Annotated in this window: 15 protein-coding genes; 7 read left to right on the top strand and 8 right to left on the bottom strand. The window is 69.7% G+C overall.

The window, feature by feature from the left end:
• Window positions 1-55: 55 nt before the first annotated feature.
• Together PV734_RS42695 and PV734_RS42700 are read left to right on the top strand one after the other, a co-directional pair.
• The gene (locus tag PV734_RS42695; protein ID WP_319092573.1) at window positions 56-5029 is read left to right on the top strand and encodes an NAD-glutamate dehydrogenase; all 4974 of its coding nucleotides are present in this window, start codon (window positions 56-58) and stop codon (window positions 5027-5029) included.
• A gap of 133 nt (window positions 5030-5162) precedes the next feature.
• Window positions 5163-5606 carry a GtrA family protein gene (locus PV734_RS42700; protein WP_319092572.1) on the top strand — a complete coding sequence of 148 codons (444 nt, stop codon included), beginning with the start codon at window positions 5163-5165 and terminating at the stop codon, window positions 5604-5606.
• Here PV734_RS42700 and PV734_RS42705 read toward each other — a convergent pair whose 3' ends face one another.
• Together PV734_RS42705 and PV734_RS42710 are read right to left on the bottom strand one after the other, a co-directional pair.
• A complete protein-coding gene (locus tag PV734_RS42705) occupies window positions 5607-6419 on the bottom strand; it encodes an ABC transporter ATP-binding protein (protein ID WP_319092571.1) in 813 nt (270 codons plus the stop codon).
• Window positions 6412-7344, bottom strand: coding sequence for an ABC transporter permease (locus PV734_RS42710; protein ID WP_319294739.1), 933 nt, complete (start codon window positions 7342-7344; stop codon window positions 6412-6414). The genes PV734_RS42705 and PV734_RS42710 overlap by 8 nt, the downstream gene beginning before the upstream one ends.
• 187 nt (window positions 7345-7531) lie before the next feature.
• Here PV734_RS42710 and PV734_RS42715 point away from each other — a divergent pair, with 187 nt between their 5' ends.
• The 3 genes from PV734_RS42715 to PV734_RS42725 all read left to right on the top strand — a co-directional run bounded on the left by PV734_RS42715 (window position 7532) and on the right by PV734_RS42725 (window position 10272).
• Window positions 7532-8179 carry a TetR/AcrR family transcriptional regulator gene (locus tag PV734_RS42715; protein ID WP_319092569.1) on the top strand — a complete coding sequence of 216 codons (648 nt, stop codon included), beginning with the start codon at window positions 7532-7534 and terminating at the stop codon, window positions 8177-8179.
• 244 nt (window positions 8180-8423) lie between these two features.
• Complete coding sequence (locus tag PV734_RS42720) at window positions 8424-9575, top strand: sensor histidine kinase (protein ID WP_319092568.1); 1152 nt, start codon at window positions 8424-8426, stop codon at window positions 9573-9575.
• Between the two features lie 52 nt (window positions 9576-9627).
• Entirely contained in the window at window positions 9628-10272 is a 645-nt protein-coding gene (locus tag PV734_RS42725) for a response regulator transcription factor (protein ID WP_319092622.1), read from the top strand.
• Between the two features lie 63 nt (window positions 10273-10335).
• Here PV734_RS42725 and galE read toward each other — a convergent pair whose 3' ends face one another.
• On the bottom strand, window positions 10336-11331 hold the full coding sequence (gene galE, locus PV734_RS42730; protein ID WP_319092566.1) for a UDP-glucose 4-epimerase GalE: 996 nt from the start codon (window positions 11329-11331) through the stop codon (window positions 10336-10338).
• Between the two features lie 73 nt (window positions 11332-11404).
• A complete protein-coding gene (locus PV734_RS42735) occupies window positions 11405-12670 on the bottom strand; it encodes a glycosyltransferase 87 family protein (protein WP_415924365.1) in 1266 nt (421 codons plus the stop codon).
• Between the two features lie 112 nt (window positions 12671-12782).
• Here PV734_RS42735 and PV734_RS42740 point away from each other — a divergent pair, with 112 nt between their 5' ends.
• A complete protein-coding gene (locus PV734_RS42740; protein ID WP_319092565.1) occupies window positions 12783-14378 on the top strand; it encodes a glycosyltransferase family 39 protein in 1596 nt (531 codons plus the stop codon).
• Here the strand turns inward: PV734_RS42740 and PV734_RS42745 are convergent.
• A complete protein-coding gene (locus tag PV734_RS42745; RefSeq protein WP_319092564.1) occupies window positions 14341-14799 on the bottom strand; it encodes a MarR family transcriptional regulator in 459 nt (152 codons plus the stop codon). The two genes, PV734_RS42740 and PV734_RS42745, sit on opposite strands and share 38 nt — an antisense overlap.
• A gap of 139 nt (window positions 14800-14938) precedes the next feature.
• Between PV734_RS42745 and PV734_RS42750 the strand changes: the two genes are divergently transcribed.
• Entirely contained in the window at window positions 14939-15352 is a 414-nt protein-coding gene (locus PV734_RS42750) for an organic hydroperoxide resistance protein (RefSeq protein ID WP_319092563.1), read from the top strand.
• 36 nt (window positions 15353-15388) lie between these two features.
• On the opposite strand, the gene PV734_RS42755 is transcribed toward PV734_RS42750, so the two are convergent.
• The 3 genes from PV734_RS42755 to PV734_RS42765 all read right to left on the bottom strand — a co-directional run bounded on the left by PV734_RS42755 (window position 15389) and on the right by PV734_RS42765 (window position 20061).
• On the bottom strand, window positions 15389-17662 hold the full coding sequence (locus PV734_RS42755; RefSeq protein ID WP_319294741.1) for a bifunctional glycosyltransferase family 2 protein/CDP-glycerol:glycerophosphate glycerophosphotransferase: 2274 nt from the start codon (window positions 17660-17662) through the stop codon (window positions 15389-15391).
• A 147-nt stretch (window positions 17663-17809) separates the two neighbouring features.
• Window positions 17810-18613 carry a carbohydrate ABC transporter permease gene (locus tag PV734_RS42760; RefSeq protein ID WP_407705502.1) on the bottom strand — a complete coding sequence of 268 codons (804 nt, stop codon included), beginning with the start codon at window positions 18611-18613 and terminating at the stop codon, window positions 17810-17812.
• 98 nt (window positions 18614-18711) lie between these two features.
• The gene (locus tag PV734_RS42765; RefSeq protein WP_319092560.1) at window positions 18712-20061 is read right to left on the bottom strand and encodes a sugar ABC transporter permease; all 1350 of its coding nucleotides are present in this window, start codon (window positions 20059-20061) and stop codon (window positions 18712-18714) included.
• Between the last annotated feature and the right edge of the window lie 8 nt (window positions 20062-20069).

The following is a 20069-nucleotide window of genomic DNA, read 5'->3' on the forward strand; positions in this document are numbered from 1 at the left end:
GGGACCGTACTTCCTTCTACGTCACGCAACGGCGCGCGACAGGAGTCAGAGGACAATGCAGACCAAGCTGGACGAAGCCAAGGCCGAGCTGCTCGAAAGGGCCGCCCGGGTAGCTGAGAACAGCCCGGTCGGGGGGCACCTACCGACCGGGACGACACGTGCAACCAGGCCCGGCGGAGACCCCGGCACCCCGGACCACGACACCGTGCTCGCGTTTCTCCAGCGCTACTACCTGCACACCGCCCCGGAGGACCTCCTCGGCCGCGAACCCGACGACGTGTTCGGCGCGGCTTTCTCGCACTACCGGCTGGGCGCGACCCGTCCGCAGGGCACCGCGAGCGTGCGGGTGCACACCCCGACCGTCGAGGGGAACGGCTGGGCGTCGACCCACTCCGTGGTCGAGGTCGTGACCGATGACATGCCCTTCCTCGTCGACTCGGTCACCAACGAACTGTCCCGGCAGAGTCGCGGCATCCATCTCGTCATCCATCCGCAGTTCGTCGTACGACGGGATCTGACGGGCCGGCTCATCGAGGTGCTGCCCGACCCGGTCGCCGGTGGTGCGGCGGGCGGGAGCGCCGAACTGCCGCACGACGCGCACGTCGAGTCGTGGATCCACGTCGAGATCGACCGCGAGACCGACCGCGCCGATCTCAAGCAGATCACCAACGACCTGCTGCGGGTCCTCTCGGACACCCGTGAGGCCGTCGAGGACTGGGACAAGATGCGCGACGCCGCGCTGCGCATCGCCGACGAGCTGCCCAAGGAGCCGACCGCCGACGACCTGGTCGACCAGGACGTCGAGGAGGCGCGCGAGTTGCTGCGCTGGCTCGCGCAGGACCACTTCACGTTCCTCGGCTACCGCGAGTACGAGCTGCGCGGGGACGACTCGCTGGCCGCCGTGCCCGGGACCGGGCTCGGCATCCTGCGGGCCGATCCGCACCACTCCGAGGACGAGGGGCATCCGGTCAGCCCGTCCTTCGAGCGGCTGCCCGCCGACGCCCGGGCCAAGGCCCGCGAGCACAAGCTCCTCGTACTGACGAAGGCCAACAGTCGCGCCACGGTGCACCGGCCGTCGTATCTCGACTACGTCGGGGTCAAGAAGTTCGACGAGAACGGTGACGTCGTCGGTGAGCGGCGCTTCCTGGGGCTGTTCTCCTCCGCCGCCTACACCGAGTCCGTGCGCCGGGTGCCCGTCGTCCGCCGCAAGGTCGACGAGGTGCTGCGGGGCGCCGGTTTCGGGCCCAACAGCCACGACGGGCGCGACCTGCTCCAGATCATGGAGACCTACCCGCGCGACGAGATCTTCCAGACCCCGCCCGACGAACTCCGGGCGATCGTCACCTCGGTGCTCTACCTCCAGGAGCGGCGCCGGCTGCGGCTCTACCTCCGTCAGGACGAGTACGGGCGTTACTACTCCGCCCTCGTCTATCTGCCCCGCGACCGGTACACCACCGGGGTACGGCTGCGGATCATCGACATCCTGAAGGAGGAACTCGGCGGCACCAACGTCGACTTCACCGCCTGGAACACCGAATCCATCCTGTCGCGGCTGCACTTCGTCGTCCGGGTTCCGCAGGGCACCGAACTGCCGCAGCTGTCCGACCAGGACAAGGAGCGCATCGAGGCGCGGCTCGTCGAGGCCGCCCGCTCCTGGGCCGACGGCTTCGCGGAGGCCCTCAACGCCGAGTGCGGCGAGGAGCGCGCCGCCGAACTGCTGCGCCGCTACGGGAACGCCTTCCCCGAGGGCTACAAGGCCGACCACACCGCACGTGCCGCCGTCGCCGACCTGGTCCACCTGGAAAAGCTGGGCGTCGGCACGAACTTCGCGCTGAGCCTCTACGAGCCGGTGAACGCCGCGCCGGGTGAGCGCCGCTTCAAGATCTACCGCACCGGCGAGTCCGTCTCGCTGTCCGCCGTACTCCCCGTCCTCAACCGGCTCGGCGTCGAGGTGATCGACGAGCGGCCGTACGAGCTGCGCTGCTCGGACCGGACCACCGCCTGGATCTACGACTTCGGGCTCCGGCTGCCCAAGTCGCTGAGCGGCGGCGGAGATTATCTCGGGGACGACGGCCGCGAGCGTTTCCAGGAGGCTTTCTCGGCCACCTGGACCGGTCAGGCCGAGAACGACGGCTTCAACGCGCTGGTGCTGAGCGCGGGCCTCGACTGGCGTCAGGCGCTGGTGCTGCGGGCGTACGCCAAGTACCTGCGGCAGGCCGGGTCCACCTTCAGCCAGGACTACATGGAAGACACCCTCCGCAACAACGTCCACACCACCCGGCTGCTCGTGTCCCTGTTCGAGGCGCGGATGTCCCCGGACCGGCAGCGGGCGGGCGTCGAGCTGACCGACGCCCTGATGGAGGAGCTGGACGCGGCCCTCGACCAGGTGGCCTCCCTCGACGAGGACCGCATCCTGCGGTCGTTCCTCACCGTCATCAAGGCGACCCTGCGGACGAACTTCTACCAGGAGCGCGCGGGCGGCAAGCCGCACGACTACGTCTCCATGAAGTTCGACCCGCAGGCCATCCCGGACCTGCCCGCGCCGCGTCCGGCGTACGAGATCTGGGTCTACTCGCCGAAGGTGGAGGGCGTCCACCTGCGGTTCGGGAAGGTCGCGCGCGGCGGGCTGCGCTGGTCGGACCGGCGCGAGGACTTCCGTACCGAGATCCTCGGACTGGTCAAGGCGCAGATGGTGAAGAACACCGTCATCGTGCCGGTCGGTGCCAAGGGCGGGTTCGTCGCCAAGCAGCTGCCGGATCCGGCTGTGGACCGGGACGCGTGGCTGGCGGAGGGGGTCAGGAGCTACAAGACGTTCATCTCGGCGCTCCTCGACATCACCGACAACCTGGTGGCCGGCGAGGTCGTGCCGCCCGCCGACGTCGTACGGCACGACGAGGACGACACCTATCTCGTCGTCGCCGCCGACAAGGGCACGGCGACGTTCTCGGACATCGCCAACGAGGTCGCCCAGTCGTACAACTTCTGGCTCGGGGACGCCTTCGCGTCGGGTGGCTCGGCCGGGTACGACCACAAGGGCATGGGCATCACCGCGCGCGGTGCCTGGGAGTCCGTCAAGCGGCACTTCCGTGAGCTGGGCGTCGACACCCAGAGCGAGGACTTCACCGTCGTGGGCGTCGGTGACATGAGCGGTGACGTGTTCGGCAACGGGATGTTGCTCTCCGAGCACATCCGGCTCGTCGCCGCCTTCGATCACCGGCACATCTTCATCGACCCGAAGCCCGACGCGGCCACGTCGTACGCCGAGCGGCGGCGGCTGTTCGAGCTGCCGAGGTCCAGCTGGGCGGACTACGACAGTCAGTTGATCTCCGCCGGGGGCGGTATCTTCCCCCGCTCCGCCAAGGCCGTCACGGTCAACTCGCACATCCGTGAGGCGCTCGGCATCGAGGGCTCGGTCGGCAAGATGACCCCGGCCGACCTGATGAAGGCGATCCTCCAGGCGCCGGTCGACCTGCTGTGGAACGGCGGCATCGGCACGTACGTCAAGTCGAGTACGGAGTCGCACGCCGACGTCGGTGACAAGGCGAACGACGCCATCCGGGTCGACGGCGGCGACCTGCGCGTCAGGGTCGTCGGTGAGGGCGGCAACCTCGGGCTCACCCAGCTCGGGCGGATCGAGTTCGCGCAGGTCGGCGGGAAGATCAACACCGACGCCATCGACAACAGCGCGGGCGTGGACACCTCCGACCACGAGGTGAACATCAAGATCCTGCTCAACTCCCTTGTCGCGGAAGGCGACATGACCGTCAAGCAGCGCAACAAGCTGCTGGCCCAGATGACCGACGAGGTCGGCACGCTCGTCCTGCGCAACAACTACGCGCAGAACACGGCCATCGCCAACGCCCTCGCCCAGTCCCCGGACATGCTCCACGCCCAGCAGCGCTTCATGCGTCACCTGGTGCGCGAAGGCCATCTGGACCGGGCCATCGAGTTCCTGCCCACCGACCGGCAGATCCGTGAACGGCTGAGCGCGGGGCAGGGGTTGACCGGTCCGGAGACGGCCGTCCTCCTCGCGTACACGAAGATCACGGTCTCGGACGAGCTGCTGCGCACCTCGCTGCCCGAAGACCCTTACCTGCGGCGCCTGTTGGACGCCTACTTCCCGAGCGCGCTGCGCAAGAAGTTCCCCGAGCAGATCGACGGGCACGCGCTGCGCCGCGAGATCATCACGACCGTACTCGTCAACGACACGGTCAACACGGGCGGTACGAGCTTCCTGCACCGGCTGCGCGAGGAGACCGGCGCCTCGCTGGAGGAGGTGGTGCGGGCGCAGACCGCGGCTCGCGCGATCTTCAACTCCAGTGCGGTGTGGGACGCGGTCGAGGCCCTCGACAACACGGTCGAGGCCGCCGTCCAGACCCGGATCCGCCTCCACTCGCGGCGACTTGTGGAGCGCGGCACCCGCTGGCTGCTCAACAACCGGCCGCAGCCGGTGCAACTCACGGAGACCATCGAGTTCTTCGGCGAGCGGGTCGGTCAGGTATGGTCCCAGCTGGCCAGGTTGCTGAGCGGCGCGGATCTGGAGTGGTACCAGAAGATCCACGACGAGCTGACCGGCGCCGGCGTCCCCGACGAACTCGCCACCCGGGTCGCGGGCTTCTCGTCCGCCTTCCCGACGCTGGACATCGTCTCGGTCGCCGACCGGATGGGCCGCGACCCGATGGACGTCGCCGAGGTCTACTACGACCTCGCCGACCGTCTCCACATCACCCAGCTCATGGACCGCATCATCGAGTTGCCGCGTGCCGACCGCTGGCAGTCCATGGCGCGCGCCTCCATCCGCGAGGACCTGTACGCGGCCCACGCGTCCCTCACCGCGGACGTCCTCGCGGTCGGCAACGGCTCGTCGACGCCCGAGCAGCGCTTCAAGGCGTGGGAGGAGAAGAACACCGCGCTCCTGGGCCGGGCGCGCACCACCCTGGACGAGATCCAGAGCTCGGACGCCTTCGACCTGGCGAACCTGTCGGTCGCGATGCGGACGATGCGAACGCTGCTGCGGGCCCACTCGTAGGCGGTACGTGAAGGGGCGCCCCCGGCCGTGACGGCCGGGGGCGCCCTCGTTTTTCTTGACAACTGTTAGAGAAAAGCAGACAGGGAATTTACCCTTTTCTGCTAGACCGGACACCTCGGATAAAGTCGCGGGCGTGAGTGTGAATGTCTCCGAGAAGCGGCCGTCCGTTTCGGTCCGGCCGGTGCGGCGCGTAATCCTCGAAGCGGTGAAATTCGGAGCCGTCGGCGGCAGCGGCGTGCTCGTGAACTTCCTGTTCTTCAACGTGCTGTTGCACGGGCTCGGTTGGCGGGCGATGACGGCCACGGTGCTGGCCAGTCTCATCGCCATGGGCTCGAACTACCTGGGTTTCCGCTATTTCACGTACCGGGACAGGGCCTCACGTACCAGGCAGCAGATCGTGCTGTTCTTCGTGTTCAGCGTGATCGGCATCGCGATGGAAAGCGGGCTGTTCTACATCGGTTATCACGGTCTGGGATTGCATGGGCCGGTCGAGTCGAATGAGGTGAAGGGCGTCTCGATCGTGCTCGCCTCGGCGTTCCGCTTCCTCGTCTACCGCACCTGGGTATTCCGCCACTGACTAGGCGGCGCGGGCCGGCTTGGCCGCCGGGCGGTTCGTGAAGGCCTCGTATTCCTTCAGCACGTCGTCCGTCGGGCCGTCCATGCGCAGTTCGCCGCGTTCCAGCCACAGGACGCGGTCGCAGGTGTCGCGGATCGACTTGTTGTTGTGGCTGACCAGGAACACCGTGCCGGCGTGCTGGCGCAGCTCGCGGATGCGTTCCTCGGAGCGCATCTGGAAGGACCGGTCGCCGGTGGCCAGCGCCTCGTCGATCAGCAGTACGTCGTGGTCCTTGGCGGCGGCGATGGAGAAGCGCAGCCGGGCGCCCATACCGGAGGAGTAGGTCCGCATGGGCAGGGTGATGAAGTCGCCCTTCTCGTTGATCCCCGAGAAGTCGACGATGCCCTGGTAGCGCTCCTTGATCTGCTCCCGGGTCATGCCCATCGCGAGACCGCCGAGGTAGACGTTGCGCTCGCCCGTCAGGTCGCCCATCAGGGCCGCGTTGACGCCGAGAAGAGAGGGCTGCCCGTCCGTGTAGATGCTGCCGTTCTCCACCGGCAGCAGTCCGGCGACGGCCTTGAGCAGAGTGGACTTGCCGGAGCCGTTGGTGCCGATCAGGCCGATGGCTTCGCCGCGGTAGGCGACGAAGGAGACGTTCCTGACGGCGTGCACCTTGCGCACGCCGGCTGCCTTCTCGCTCTGCTTGCGCCGCATCATGCGGTTGAGGGCGGCGGTCGCGGTACCGCGTCCGGCACCCGTGCCGTTGACCCGGTAGACGATGTCGACGCCGTTGGCGACGACGGTGGGGATCTGCTCGTTCGGGTTCTCAGCCACGGCCGTACGTCTCCTCAGCCTTCCAGAAGTAGATGAATCCGCCGACGCCCGCGAGCAGCGCCCAGCCGGCCGCGATCGGCCAGACGTGCGCCGGCAGCTGGCTGGAGTGGTAGCTGTCGATCAGGGCGAAGCGCATCAGGTCGATGTAGATCGCCGCCGGGTTGGTCTCCAGCATCACCACCACCACGTGCGGCAGGTTGTCCTTCTTGCCCAGCTTGTCGAGGCTCCACATCACGCCCGACACGTACATCCAGGTGCGCAGGATGAACGGCATCAGCTGGGCGATGTCCGGAGTCGACGCGCCCATCCGCGCCATGATCATCGCCACGCCGGCGTTGAACACGAACTGGAGTGCCAGGGCGGGGATCACCAGCAGCCAGGAGGCGGTGACGGGGATGCCGAAGCAGAGCAGGATGACGATCAGCGCGGTCATCGAGAACAGCAGCTGCTGGAGCTGCTGGATGCAGAAGGAGATCGGCAGGGCCGCACGCGGGAAGTGCAGGGCCCGGACGAGGCCGAGGTTGCCGGCGATCGCGCGGGTGCCCGCCATGATCGCGCCCTGTGTGAACGTCCAGATGAACACGCCCGTGACCAGGAACGGGATGTAGTCCGGCACGCCGTGCTTGGTGCCCAGCAGGACGCCGAAGATGAAGTAGTAGACCGCCGCGTTGAGCAGCGGGGTCATCACCTGCCAGATCTGGCCGAGCTTCGCCTGGCTGTACTGGGCGGTGAGCTTGGCGGTGGCGAACGCGGTGATGAAGTGCCGCCGTGCCCACAACTGGCTGACGTACGTGCGCAGGGTGGGACGGGCGCCGCTGACCGAGAGGCCGTGCCGCAGGGCGAGCGCCGTGAGGTGGTCACCGGCCTGCGTGACGCCTGAGAGGGGTGGCGTGGACTGGGGCGGTGTGTCGAGGGCCTGGCTCACATCCGCTGCTTTCGCTCGGGGGGAAGGGGGTGCGCGACCGGTTCCCGTCGCAGGCGTCCCCCGCCGTTTCTCTGGGTTCCTTACGCGATTCTTGCCATACTCTTACGTCGGGACGGGACCGTATCGTCGTGACGGGAGCGTATTCCGATTCGGCGTCGGAACGCAACCGTTTCGTCGTCACGCCCCTATGCTTGTCCGTATGACGACGAACACCGACGAGCCCGGGACCGCACCGGCACGGACCCGCCGCCGGGCCCCCGCCGGAGCCGCCGTACTGCGCGAGGACGTGACGGAGGCGATCCGGGCGGCCGTGTTCGAGGAACTGGCGGCCGTCGGATACGCCCGGATGTCGATCGAGGGCATCGCGCGCCGGGCGGGCGTCGGCAAGACGGCGGTGTACCGGCGCTGGCGTTCGAAGCTGCACCTGGTGCTGGACCTGGTCTCGGCCATCGCCGTGCAGGGGCTCCCGGCGCCGGACACCGGCACGCTGGAGGGCGATCTGCGGATGCTGTACGAGCTGACCTCCCGTGCGCTGCGCCACCCGGTGGCCTCGCAGGTCATTCCCGACCTGCAGGCGGAGGCGGCCCGCAACCCGGAGATCGCCGACGCGATGCAGAAGGCGCTGCGGGAGGGGCAGGAAAGCGTCGCGAGCGGGATCGTGGCGGCGGCCGAGCAGCGGGGGGAGGTCCGTTCGGGCATCGACCCCGAACTGGCCCTCGACCTGATCTCGGGACCGCTCTACTGGCGCTCGGTGGTGATCCGCAACCCGAAGCTGCCCAAGGGTTACCTGGCGTCACTGGCCCGGGCGACCACGGCGGCGCTGCAGGCGCTGTAGCGGGGCTGTCCCGGACCCGGCCCCCGTCCCGGCGTCAGTTCCCAGTCTCCGCCCCTGGCGACGCGACGCGTGGGGGAGCCGTGAACGTCCGGGCTCGACGATCCCGTCCGCTGCCTGCATGGCTACCTGCTTGCCTGCCTGCCGCAAGGGGGTGTGCTCCCGAATCGGGGGTGCAGTGGGCTGCACCGCTTTCCGGGAGTGGCCTCTCCCGTGTGCCGGACGGCCGTCGCCTAGCCTGATGACCATGTGGAAGACACTGCGGCAGGCGGCCCGGGCCACGGTCCAGCTGGTCGCGGTCGCGATCATGGCCTTCGGCTCGTACATCTTCATCACCGTCCTGCTCATTGCGGCCACAGCCACGCTCGCGGTGGTCGGCGCCGGGCTGCTGCCCGAGACGGTCCTGCTCATCCGCCGGATCGCCGGCACCAAGCGGCGGATGGCGACCGAGTGGTCGGGCGTGGAGATCCCCGAGGCGTATCTGCCCATCGAGGGCACGCTGAGGGAGAAGCTGCGCATCGTGGTCCGCGACCCCGGTACGCGCACCGACCTGACCTGGATGCTCGCCCACTACGTGTACGGCGCCCTGCCGCTGCTGATGATCCCGCTCTGGCCGGTGGGTCTCGTCGTCGACGGTGTGTGGTGCGGACTGCTGCGCCGCGAGGCGGTCGTCCTCCCTCTCATCAGCAGGCTCGCCGACCTCGACGCCTCCTGGACGGCCGCGCTGCTCAAGCCCTCGCCCAAGGCGCGGCTGGTGGAGCGCGTCGAGCAGCTGAAGGCGACCCGGGCCGACGCGGTCGCCGCGCACGGCGCCGAACTCCGGCGTATCGAACGGGACCTGCACGACGGCGCCCAGGCCCGTCTGGTCTCCCTGTCCATGCGGATCGGCCTCGCGAAACGGGCGTACGACCGTGACCCGGACGCCGCCCGCAAGCTGCTGGAGGACGCCCAGGACCAGGCCGAGGAGGCGCTGGCCGAGCTGCGCAACGTGGTGCGCGGCATCCATCCGCCGATCCTCACCGACCGGGGACTGGTCGGCGCCGTACGGGCGTTGGCGTCGAGCAGCGGCCTGGAGGTCGGTGTGGTCGACGAGGGTGTCGAGGACGGCGTACGGGCGCCCGCGGCGGTGGAGGCCGCCGCCTATTTCGTGATCGCCGAGGCGCTGACCAACGCGGCCAAGTACAGCGGTTCACCGACCGCGTGGGTCGAACTCGCCCGTGTGCCAAGGGGGTTGAAGGTCCGGGTGGGTGACCGCGGACAGGGCGGCGCCGACGAGAAGGGCGGTACCGGACTGCTCGGGATGCGCCGCCGGGTGGCCGCGCTGGACGGCAGTGTCGACGTGTCGAGCCCCGTAGGGGGGCCGACCGTGATCGAGGTGGAACTGCCCTGCGTATGGTGAGCGCGATCGCAGCTTGACCGGCGAGCTGGACCGGATCGAGAACAGGACCGTCATGCGCGTAGTGATCGCCGAGGACAACGCCCTGCTGAGGCAAGGGCTCGTCCTCCTCCTGACGTCGGCCGGGCACGAGGTCGTGGCCGTCGCGAGCAGTGGTCCCGAGGTGCTCCCCGCCCTTCTCGAACACCGTCCCGACGCGGCCGTGCTGGACGTCCGGATGCCTCCCGGCTTCCGCGACGAGGGTCTGCGGGCGGCGCTGGAGGCGAGGGAGCGGATTCCCGGCCTGCCGGTGCTGGTCCTCTCCCAGTACGTGGAGGAGTCGTACGCGGCGGAGCTGCTGGGCGGCGGAGCGAGCGGTGTCGGCTACCTTCTCAAGGACCGGGTGGGCAGGGTCGACGAGTTCCTCGACGCGCTGGAGCGTGTGGCCGACGGCGGCACCGCCCTCGATCCCGAGGTCGTCACCGAACTCCTCACCCGCCGCCGCGACTCCCCCCTCGACTCCCTCACCCCACGCGAGCGTGAGGTCCTGAAGCTGATGGCGGAGGGCCACGACAACACGACGATCGCCAAGACGCTGGTGGTCACGGAACGCGCGGTCAGCAAGCACATCGGCAACGTGTTCCTGAAGCTGGGCCTGCCCCCGAGCGACAGCGGCCACCGCCGGGTGCTGGCGGTACTGGCCTATCTGAACAACCAGTAGCCCCAGGGCCTGTCGTGGCCCGTCAGCACCGCGGATTCCCCCGCTTCCCCCCCGCTTCCCCCGCTACCTCGGTCCCTCCGCCTCCGGATGCAGCCGGACCCAGCCCGTCCACGCCGAGGTGATCATGTCCTGGACGTCGTGCCTGGCCTTCCAGCCCAGTTCCTCGGCGATGCGGTCGGCCGAGGCCACGACTCGTGCCGGGTCGCCCGGGCGGCGCGGGGACACGACGGGGGGCAGGGTGTGGCCCGTCGTCTCGTTCACGCGGTCGATCAGCTCGCGGACCGAGACGCCCTCCCCCCGGCCGATGTTGAGGGTGAGGTCGCGGCCGGGCGTCGCCTCCAGCGCCCTGGCGGTCGCCACATGGGCCTCCGCCAGGTCCACGACGTGGATGTAGTCCCGTACGCAGGTGCCGTCCGGGGTCGGGTAGTCGTCGCCGAAGATGCGTGGGGGCTCATGGGCTGTCAGGCGTTCGAAGACCATGGGGACGATGTTGGAGACGCCCACGTCCGCCAGTTCCGGGGCCGCAGCGCCCGCCACGTTGAAGTAGCGCAGGCTCGCTGTCGACAGGCCTGTCGCCCTGCCCGTCGCGCGGACCAGCCACTCGCCCGCCAGCTTCGTCTCCCCGTACGGGCTGATCGGTGCGCACGGCGTGTCCTCCGCCACCAGGGCCCCGTCCTCGGCGGCGGACGGCATGCCGTAGACCGCCGCCGAGGACGAGAACACGAAGGACGGGACGCGGGCCGCCGTGACCGCCTCCAGCAGGACGCGCAGCCCCTCCACGTTCTCCCGGTAGTAGTGCAGGGGGCGGTCCATCGACTCGCCCACCTGCTTCTTCGCCGCCAGATGGACCACGCCCGTCACCTCGTGGTCCCGCAGGGCGCGCGCCACCCGCTCCCCGTCCAGGGTCGAGCCGACCACCAGCGGGACGCCGTCCGGGACCCGCTCGGCGATGCCGGTGGACAGGTCGTCGTACACCACGGTCGGGGTCCCCGCCTCGGTCATCGCGCGCACGACGTGCGCCCCGATGTAGCCGGCGCCGCCGGTGATCAGCCAGGTCATTTCGGCCGCCCCTCTTGTGGTGTTGTGGTCGGACGAGTCGGGTGCTCGCTCGGCCCTTGCCAGTTAACTCCCGTTAAGCCGCACTTGGTTCCCGCTCGGGAAGCGAACGGGCGGAAGCGGGCGACGGAAGCGGAACCCCGGCCGTACGGGTCGAGCGCCACAGCCGTACGAAGGACAGGATCGCCGCGGCGCCGAGCAGACCGTTGCGTACGACCATCACCGTCACCCCCGTCCAGGTGCAGTGCGCGACGTCCGCGTACAGGACGGGATAGTCGAGGCCGGTGACCGCCGAGGCCGCCACCAGCAGCCATGCCACCGGGCGCTGGCCGGTGTGCCGCGAGGTCAGGCACACGGCGGCCAGCCCGAGCAGCCAGACCATGTACTGCGGGCTGATGACCCTGCTGGTGACCGTGAAGAGGAGTACGGCGGTCAGCGCCGCGTCGAACGGCGTCGCCTCCGTCCAGTGCCGGGCCCGCACCCGCCACAGCAGCAGGAACCCGAACGCCACGACGGTCAGGGCGAGGGACAGCGCCGCCACCGCCGAGACGTACGGGCCCACGAACTCCATCGCGCCGTACTGGTAGCGCACGCGCCCCTGCCAGCCGGCGCGGGTGGCGAGGGAGAGCGCGGTGCCGCCGAACGACTCGATCTGCACGCCCCGGCCGCCCTGCTGGCGCAGAAAGGAGAAGGGGTTGCTGAAGACCGTCGCCAGGAGCGCCAGGGCGGCCGCCGCCGTGACGGTCCCCGAGGTCCATGCCGACCGGGTCGTACGGCCCTTCGGCGTCCCCAGCAGCACCAGCGCCGGCCAGACCTTCACCAGGGCGCCCAGCGCCGCGAACGCCCCGCACGCGCGCGGGGACCGCGACAACGTCAACAGAGAGATGACGGCCAGGGCCGTGACCTGCACGTCGTAGCGGGCGAGTGGCACATGGAGGAGGAGAGGCAGGCTCGCCGTCCAGTACACGGCACCGCGCAGGGAACGGCCCGGGCGTGTTCCCGCGCGTGTGAGGGCGAACAGGACCAGCGCGTCGGCGGCGAGCGTGAGCAGCACGAACGCCTCGAAATACGTCAGCGTCGGCAGCAGCGCGGGCGACAGCAGCACCGGACCCGCGCCCGGCGGGTACTGCCACAGCTTGTCGTCCACCGGGAACGTGCCCTGGGTGAGGACGCCGTACCAGCGGAAGTACAGCCGCTGCACTTCACGTGCCACGCCACCGCCGCCGAGCAGCGGGAGGCCGTCGTGAACCAGCAGCCACAGCATCAGGCCGCGGGAGGCGGCCCAGCCGAAGGTGAGAGTGAGGAGGCGGGTGATGGGGGTGGAGGTGGGGGGTCTCGTCACGGCGGGATCGTAATCCGGATGAAAGCCTCATTCACGTCAATACATCATCGAACTGTAATTAATCCACTATCGATCACCGGCAAAGATTCTTTCATCGCACAAAATCAGGCCCGTGATCAACAGGCCGATGAACAAGGAGATGAACAAGAAGACAGCCGCCGTCGCGGTCCCCGTGATCCCCATGGCCGTCATGCTGGTGATCGGCTGCTGGGGACTGGACCGGGGCGGCATATGGCGTGACGAGGCGGCCACCTTCCAGGTCGCGCGGCGCACGGTTCCGCAGATCTGGCGGCTGCTGCACGGGGTCGACGCCGTGCACGGCCTGTACTACCTGCTCATGCGGCCCGTCCTCGCCGTCCACCCCGGCGAGGTCCTCCTGCGACTCCCCTCCGTCCTCGCCGCAGCCGTCACCGCGGGCCTCGTCGCGGCCCTCGGCAGTCGCATGGCCCGCCCCCGCGTCGGCCTCTGGGCCGGGCTGCTGTACGCGGTCAATCCGATGGTCGGCCACTACGCCCAGGAGGGCCGGTCGTACGCGATGGTCGCGGCCGGCGCGGCCGGCGCGACGCTGCTGCTCGTACGCGCGGTCGCGGGCCGCTCCTGGCTGCCGTACGGAGTGGTCCTCGCCGTCACCTGCCTCCTCCACGAGTTCGCCGTACTGCTGCTCCTCGCGCACGCCGTCACCCTCGCGCTCGCCCGCGTCCCCCGGCGGGTGTGGGCCGGCTGGCTGTGCGCGGCGGGCGTCGTGGTGTCCGCGCTGCTTCCGCTGGCGCTGCTCTCGCACGCCCAGTCGGCGCAGGTGGCATGGCTGAGGCCGCCCGGCCAGGGCAGCGTGGACCAGCTCGTACGCCAGTTCACCGGCCCGACGGACGAGGTTCTCGTGCCCTGTCTGGTCCTGCTGTACGTGGCGCTGCTCCACCCCTGGCGCGCACTCCCCGGACGCGGACCGTCACTCCCCGCAGTCGCCCTCCCGCTGCTCCTCGTACCGCCCACGATCCTCATGACCGTCTCGCAGTGGTCGCCCCTGTACGACGCCCGCTACGTCCTGTACGCCCTCGCCGGCGCCCCCCTTCTCGTCGCCGCAGGGGCCGACCGCGTCGTGCGGGTCCTGCCGCGTCCGCCCCGCGCGACCGTCGCCGCGGCCGGGGTGCTCGCCGTGACCCTTGTCTGCGCGCACCAACTGCCGCTGCTGCGAGAGGACCGTTCCATGGCCCAGCGCGGCGGCGAGAACCTCGCCGTCGCCTCCGCGCTCGCCTCCCGTGAACTGCGCCCAGGCGACCCGGTGCTGTTCCTGCCGGCCATCGGACGGCGCTCGGCACTGGCGTATCCGAAAGGATTCCGCGGGACCCGGGACCTCGCCCTCGCCGAGTCCGCGCGGACGTCCGGCACGCTGTACGGCGTCGAGACCGGCCCGGCCGCGCTCCGGCGCCGACTGGCGCGGCTGGACCATGTCTGGCTGGTCGCCGAGCCGTACGCCCTGCGCCCCGGCTGGCACCCGGACAGCCCGACCGAACGGACCAAACTGGCGCTGGTGGAGGGGGAGTTCGAGCCGAGGAGGGAGCTGACCGGAAGCGGGGTAACGCTGCGCCTGTACGAGCGCAGGGCGCTCGTAAGGGGCGTGGGGAACAGCGCGCCCAGCCACAACGGCGCCGCAGCCGCCCCACGAGCGAGCGCTACGCCTCCAGCGCAGCCGCGTCCAGAGCGACAGTGAGCTCGTCAAGACGGGCCCGCAACGCCCGGATCTCGTCCACGTCGAAGCTGGTCGCCGCGACGATCCGACGCGGCACCTGAAGCGCTCGCTCACGCAGCGCGAGCCCCTCCTCGGTCGCCCGCACCTCCACCGACCGCTCGTCCCGGGCGCTGCGCTCGCGCCGGACCAGACCGGCCGTCTCCAGCCGCTTGAGCAGCGGTGACAGGGTGCCGGAGTCGAGGCGCAGGTGTTCGCCGACCTTCTTCACGGGCAGCTGTCCGTGTTCCCACAGCACGAGCATCACCAGGTACTGCGGGTAGGTGAGCCCGAGGTCCTTGAGGACCACGCGGTAGACGCCGTTGAAGGCGCGCGACGCCGCGTTCAGGGAGAAGCAGATCTGCTGGTCGAGACGGAGGTAGTCCTCGGCGGAGGTTGCTGACATGGCTCCAGGATACCTCCTTGCCCACCATCTAGTTGTGCACAATTGAATTGTGTGCTCTAATCATCTTCATCAAGGAGCCCCGCAGGGGGCTCCCCGAGAAGCTCTGATGTTGATGAGTTCGATGAGAGGGACGGCTTCCATGGACGCGATCTACACCGCAGTCGCCACCGCCACGCACGGCCGGGAGGGCCGCGCGGTCAGCTCCGACGGCAAGGTCGACCTCGCGCTGGCCATGCCGGTGGAGCTGGGTGGCAACGGCGCCGGAACCAACCCGGAGCAGCTCTTCGCCGCCGGTTACGCCGCCTGTTTCGGCAGTGCCCTGGGCCTCGTCGGCCGCGGCGCCAAGGTCGACGTCAGCGACGCCGCCGTGACCGCCGAGGTCGGCATAGGCAAGCAGGGCGAGGGCTTCGGCCTCAAGGTCACCCTCCGCGTCGAGCTGCCCGACACCGTCGACGCCGAGACCGGCCGCAAGCTCGTCGAGCAGGCCCACCAGGTCTGCCCGTACTCCAACGCCACGCGCGGCAACATCGAGGTCGACCTCGTCATCGAGTAGTACGGATCGGGCGGCACCGATCGAGCGGTACGCCGCTCAGGAGCCGTTGAGGACGGGCGTGCCGTCAGTGCTGGGCTGCGGGTGCGGCACGCTCGCGAGCGGAACGCCGGCGAACCCGTCCGCCGCCGACGGCACCGGGTGGCGCTCGGCGAGCGGAGTGACCGGCGCCTGCCCGGCCTTCCCGCCCAGTACCAGCCGCTGCACGACCCGCTCGGCGGCGCGCCCGTCGTCGTACGGACAGAACCTCTCGCGGAACGCGGCCCGCAGTTGCGCGGAGCGCGACCCGCGCCAGTGGCCGGTCGCGAAGATGTCGATCAGCTCGTCCTCGCTGCGCGCGATCGCGCCCGGCGGGAAGGCGCGCAGGTCGAAGTACGTGCCACGGGCCGCCTCGTACGCCTCCCAGTCGTCCGAGTGGATCACGATCGGCCGGTTCAGGTTGGCGTAGTCGAACATCAGCGACGAGTAGTCGGTGACCAGCGCGTCCGAGGCGAGGCACAGCGACTCGATGCTCGGATGGCCGGTCACGTCGATCAGTCGGCCGCCGGAGGCGGGCGCCAGTGGGGCGTCGTAGATGTGATGGGCGCGGGCCAGCAGGACGTAGCGCGGGCCGAGTTGGCGCAGGACGCGGTCCAGGTCGAGTGTGTGCCGGGGGCCGCGCAGATAGTCGCGGTGGGTGGGCGCGTACAGGATCGCGACCGAGCCCTCGGGGATGCCGAGCGACTCGCGCAGCCGGGCCACGTCCGCCGAAGTCGCCTGCTGGAACACGTCGTTGCGGGGCTGCCCGGTTTCGAGGGTGGTGTAGCCGCCGGGGAAGACCCGCTCCCATACGAGGGTCGAGTGGCGGTTGGCCGACAGGCAGTGGTCCCAGGTGTCGACGTCCGCGACGAGCGCCGTGAAGTCGGTGTCACGGGCGGCGGCCGGCCGGTCCCGGAGGTCGAGGCCCATGCGCTTCAGCGGGGTCCCGTACTGGGTCTGGATCACCACCTGGCCGGCTCGCTTCACGAAACGGCTGTCCCAACTCCCGTTGTTCACCAGGTACTTGGAGCGGGCCAGCGCCGTCCAGTAGGCGGCGGTGCCCGGTCGCACCCGGGCGGTCGCCGTCGGGAGCGTGTGATGGTACTCGGGGCGGGCCACCCACGCCGTCCGCATGCCCGGCACGAAGGAACGGAACGCGGCTTCGAGGGCGCCCGGGTTGCAGCCGTATCCGCGCCCGGAGTGACTGGTGAAGACAGCCCGCTCCGCCCGCACCGGCAGCCGCCGCTGGACCCGGTAGTGCAGCCGCAGCGCGGCCGAACGAACGCCGCGCGCGAAGGACTTGGTGAAACGGGTGAGGTGGCGGCGCAGCGCGGACGCGAGCCGCACCACCCGATACGTGCGATAGCTGCCCGTCCGGACGAGAAGGTGCCGGAGCCGGGCGTGCAGCGGTACGGCGGCGCCCGGGGTGCGGTATCGGCGGTAGTGGTCCCGGGACCTGCGCAGGAACTCGGCGCGGGCGGTGCGCGGCAGCCGCTCGGGGCGGGCCAGCACCGACATCAGCTGGTCGACCATCCGGCGGAACAACACCGGCCGCCAGTGCGTGAGTTCGGGGTGCTCGTCGACGAACGCGAAGACACGGTCGTACTGCTCGTGAATGTCGAAGTGCCCCTGAGCGGGGGGCGCGTCGGTGAGCCGCCGCTGCCTGCGGTGGTGGACGCACACCCGGTCCAGGGTCGCCACCGACTCGGCGGCGAGCAGCGCCGGCACCGTCCAGGGGATGTCCGCACAGGCACCCGCCGGGAAGGTGAGGCCCTCGCGCTCGACGAACTCCCGCCGGTAGGCCTTGTTCCAGGCCACCAGCGGCAGCTTGAGCAGCAACGGCCGGTCGTCCAGCCGGAAGGGGACGGGGCCCTGCTCGGTGAGCTGATGCAGGAACGGGCTGCGGACGGTCTCACCGGACCAGAGGGCGTGCGCGTGGTCGTAGACGAGGACGTCCGGATCGCCCGCCTCCTTGATCCGGTCGGCGATCGCCCGCAGGGCGTCCGGGGCGAGGGCGTCGTCGCCGTCGACGAAGACGAGATAGTCCCCGGTCGCGCGCGCGACGCCCGCGTTGCGCGCCGCGCCCACCCCGCCGTTCTCCGGGAGGTGGACGGGGCGCACCCGGGCGTCGCGCGCCGCGAACTCGTCGACGAGCGCACCGCAGGCGTCGGGCGAGCAGTCGTCGACGGCGATGACTTCGAGATCCGGATACGACTGGCCGAGCACCGATTCCAGGCACTCCTGCAGATACGCCTGAACCTTGTACGCGGGGACGATGACACTGAACCTGGGCAAGGCACATCCATGGGTCGGTGGGTCGACTCGGGCCTACTGCCCGGGAACGGCCGATGGAGTGACTTGGTTACGCCGATTGCGGCATGTGGGGGACATGGGCGTTTGAACCCGTAACCCCATAAGTGGGATGCTTATCCGTTTACTCTTTTACTTGACCGCGCCCGCCATCACCCCCGACACGAACTGCCGCTGGAACGCGAAGAACACGGCCAGCGGGATCACCATCGAGATGAACGCGCCCGGCGCCAGTACCTCGATGTTGCTGCCGAACTGACGTACCTGCTGCTGGAGTGCGACCGTCAGCGGCTGCGACTGCGAGTCGGAGAACACCAGCGCGACCAGCATGTCGTTCCACACCCACAGGAACTGGAAGATCCCCAGGGACGCGATGGCAGGCGCGGCGAGCGGCAGGACGACGGTCGCGAACAGCCTCATCTCGCCGGCGCCGTCCAGCCGGGCCGCCTCCAGCAGCTCACGCGGGATCTCCGCGAAGAAGTTCCGCAGCAGGAAGATCGCGAACGGCAGCCCGAACCCCACATGGAACAGCACCACCCCGATGATGTCGCCGAAGATCCCGATCTTCCCGAACAGGTCGGAGAGCGGGATCAGCGCCACCTGCACGGGTACGACGAGCAGCGCGACGACGACCAGGAACCACCAGTCGCGCCCACGGAAGTCCATCCACGCGAAGGCGTATCCGGCCATCGCGCCGATCATGACGACCAGAAGTGTCGCCGGGACCGTGATCCAGACGGTGTTGAGGAGCGAACTGGTGATCGCGTCGTTCTCCAGCAGCGTCCTGTAGCTCTTCGCGGTCAGCTGCCCGGGAGCCGTGAACACCTTCCACCATCCGGAGGTGGAGATGTCCGTCGGGTCGCGGAACGACGACACCAGCAGCCCGAACGTCGGCACCATCCAGACGAGCGCGACGAGGATGAGGAAGAACCGCATCGCACCGCCCGCGGCGCCTGCGGCCACCCGGGCGGCGACGGAGCGCCTGGCGCGCACGGGCCGGTCGAGGGCGGGATCGAGGGTCGGGTCGAGAGCCGTCACCGCTGACGCTCCTTCCTGAGTCGGCGCAGATTGACGAACATCACCGGCAGGACGAGCAGCAGCAGGATGACGCCGATCGCGCTGCCGACGCCGTAGTTGCCGCCCCCGCCGAACGACGACAGGAACAACTGGAGCGCGAGGACGTTGGCGTCGTCCTGACTGGGCTGCGGGGCGATGATGTAGACGAGGTCGAACACCTTCATCACGTTGATCATCAGCGTGACGAGCACGACGACCAGCACGGGTGCGAGCAACGGCACGGTGACCCGCCGGAACACCTGCCACTCGTTGGCGCCGTCCACCCGCGCCGCCTCCAGCAGATTCCGGTCCACGCCCGCGAGCCCCGCCGCGATGAGCACCATCGCGAACCCGGCCCACATCCAGGTGTAGCTGCCGATGACGGCCGGGGTGACCAGGGTCGGCCCGAGCCAGTCGATCCCGGTGTAGGCGGTGGCGAAGTTCGAGCCCGGCAGGCGCAGTTGGGCCCCGTCGGCGTTGGCGGGCAGGGTGAACGTCCCGTCGGCGCCGCTGGTCGCCGAGGCGACGACCTTGCCGTCCTTCACGGCCTGGACCTTGACCCCCTTCAGCGCCTTCTCACCCGGGTCGACCTGACCCTTCGTACCGCCACCGCCGAGCTTGAAGTCCAGCCAGACGGTGCCGTTGATCCCGGAACCGGAGGCGCCGGCCGCCTTGGCGTTCTCGGGTGTGCCGGGGAGTTTGTCGGGGGCGATGCCCACGAGGGGCAGCAGCGCCGGGGTGCCCGGGCTGACGGTTCCGGTGGAGGTGAACGAGCCTCCGCCGGACGACCTGAGGTCGCTCGCCTGGGCGTTCGGGCGGGCCTTCGGATAGACGGAGGAGTCCACGAAGGCGTCGTGCACGGATGTCACGATGGCGTTGGCGACACCCTGGTCGGGGTCCTGCTCGTAGACGAGGCGGAAGATGATCCCCGCCGCGAGCATCGAGATCGCCATCGGCATGAAGACGATCAGCTTGAACGCCGTACCCCATCGCACCCGTTCGGTCAGCACCGCGAAGATCAGACCGAGCGCGGTGACGAGGGCGGGTGCGACGGCCACCCAGATCGCCGTGTTGCGTACGGCGGTCAGCGTGGCGTCGTCGCTGAAGATGTCGGCGTAGTTCTCCAGGCCGACGAAACCGGATCCGTCGGCGTCGTACAGGCTGCGCCAGACGGAGTAACCGATCGGGTAGACGACGAGTGAGCCGAGCAGGACCAGGGCGGGCAGCAGGAACAGGACCGCCACCCACCAGCGGGTCCCGGTGACGCTCTTGGCCTTCTCGTGCTTTGTTGTGGTGACGGTCGGCTTGTTGTCTCTCTGCGACTCCATGCCGGTGC

Source organism: Streptomyces sp. AK08-02 (assembly GCF_033795085.1).
Taxonomy (GTDB): Bacteria; Actinomycetota; Actinomycetes; order Streptomycetales; family Streptomycetaceae; genus Streptomyces; species Streptomyces echiniscabiei.

What these genes read in the sequence shown, in the direction of transcription:
- PV734_RS42745 (WP_319092564.1), bottom strand. Translation starts at nt 14,799, where the DNA reads ATGTCAGCAACCTCCGCCGAGGACTACCTCCGTCTCGACCAGCAGATC.
- galE (WP_319092566.1), bottom strand. Translation starts at nt 11,331, where the DNA reads ATGACCTGGCTGATCACCGGCGGCGCCGGCTACATCGGGGCGCACGTC.
- PV734_RS42760 (WP_407705502.1), bottom strand. Translation starts at nt 18,613, where the DNA reads ATGCGGTTCTTCCTCATCCTCGTCGCGCTCGTCTGGATGGTGCCGACG.
- PV734_RS42715 (WP_319092569.1), top strand. Translation starts at nt 7,532, where the DNA reads ATGCTTGTCCGTATGACGACGAACACCGACGAGCCCGGGACCGCACCG.
- PV734_RS42765 (WP_319092560.1), bottom strand. Translation starts at nt 20,061, where the DNA reads ATGGAGTCGCAGAGAGACAACAAGCCGACCGTCACCACAACAAAGCAC.
- PV734_RS42725 (WP_319092622.1), top strand. Translation starts at nt 9,628, where the DNA reads ATGCGCGTAGTGATCGCCGAGGACAACGCCCTGCTGAGGCAAGGGCTC.
- PV734_RS42750 (WP_319092563.1), top strand. Translation starts at nt 14,939, where the DNA reads ATGGACGCGATCTACACCGCAGTCGCCACCGCCACGCACGGCCGGGAG.
- PV734_RS42695 (WP_319092573.1), top strand. Translation starts at nt 56, where the DNA reads ATGCAGACCAAGCTGGACGAAGCCAAGGCCGAGCTGCTCGAAAGGGCC.
- PV734_RS42720 (WP_319092568.1), top strand. Translation starts at nt 8,424, where the DNA reads ATGTGGAAGACACTGCGGCAGGCGGCCCGGGCCACGGTCCAGCTGGTC.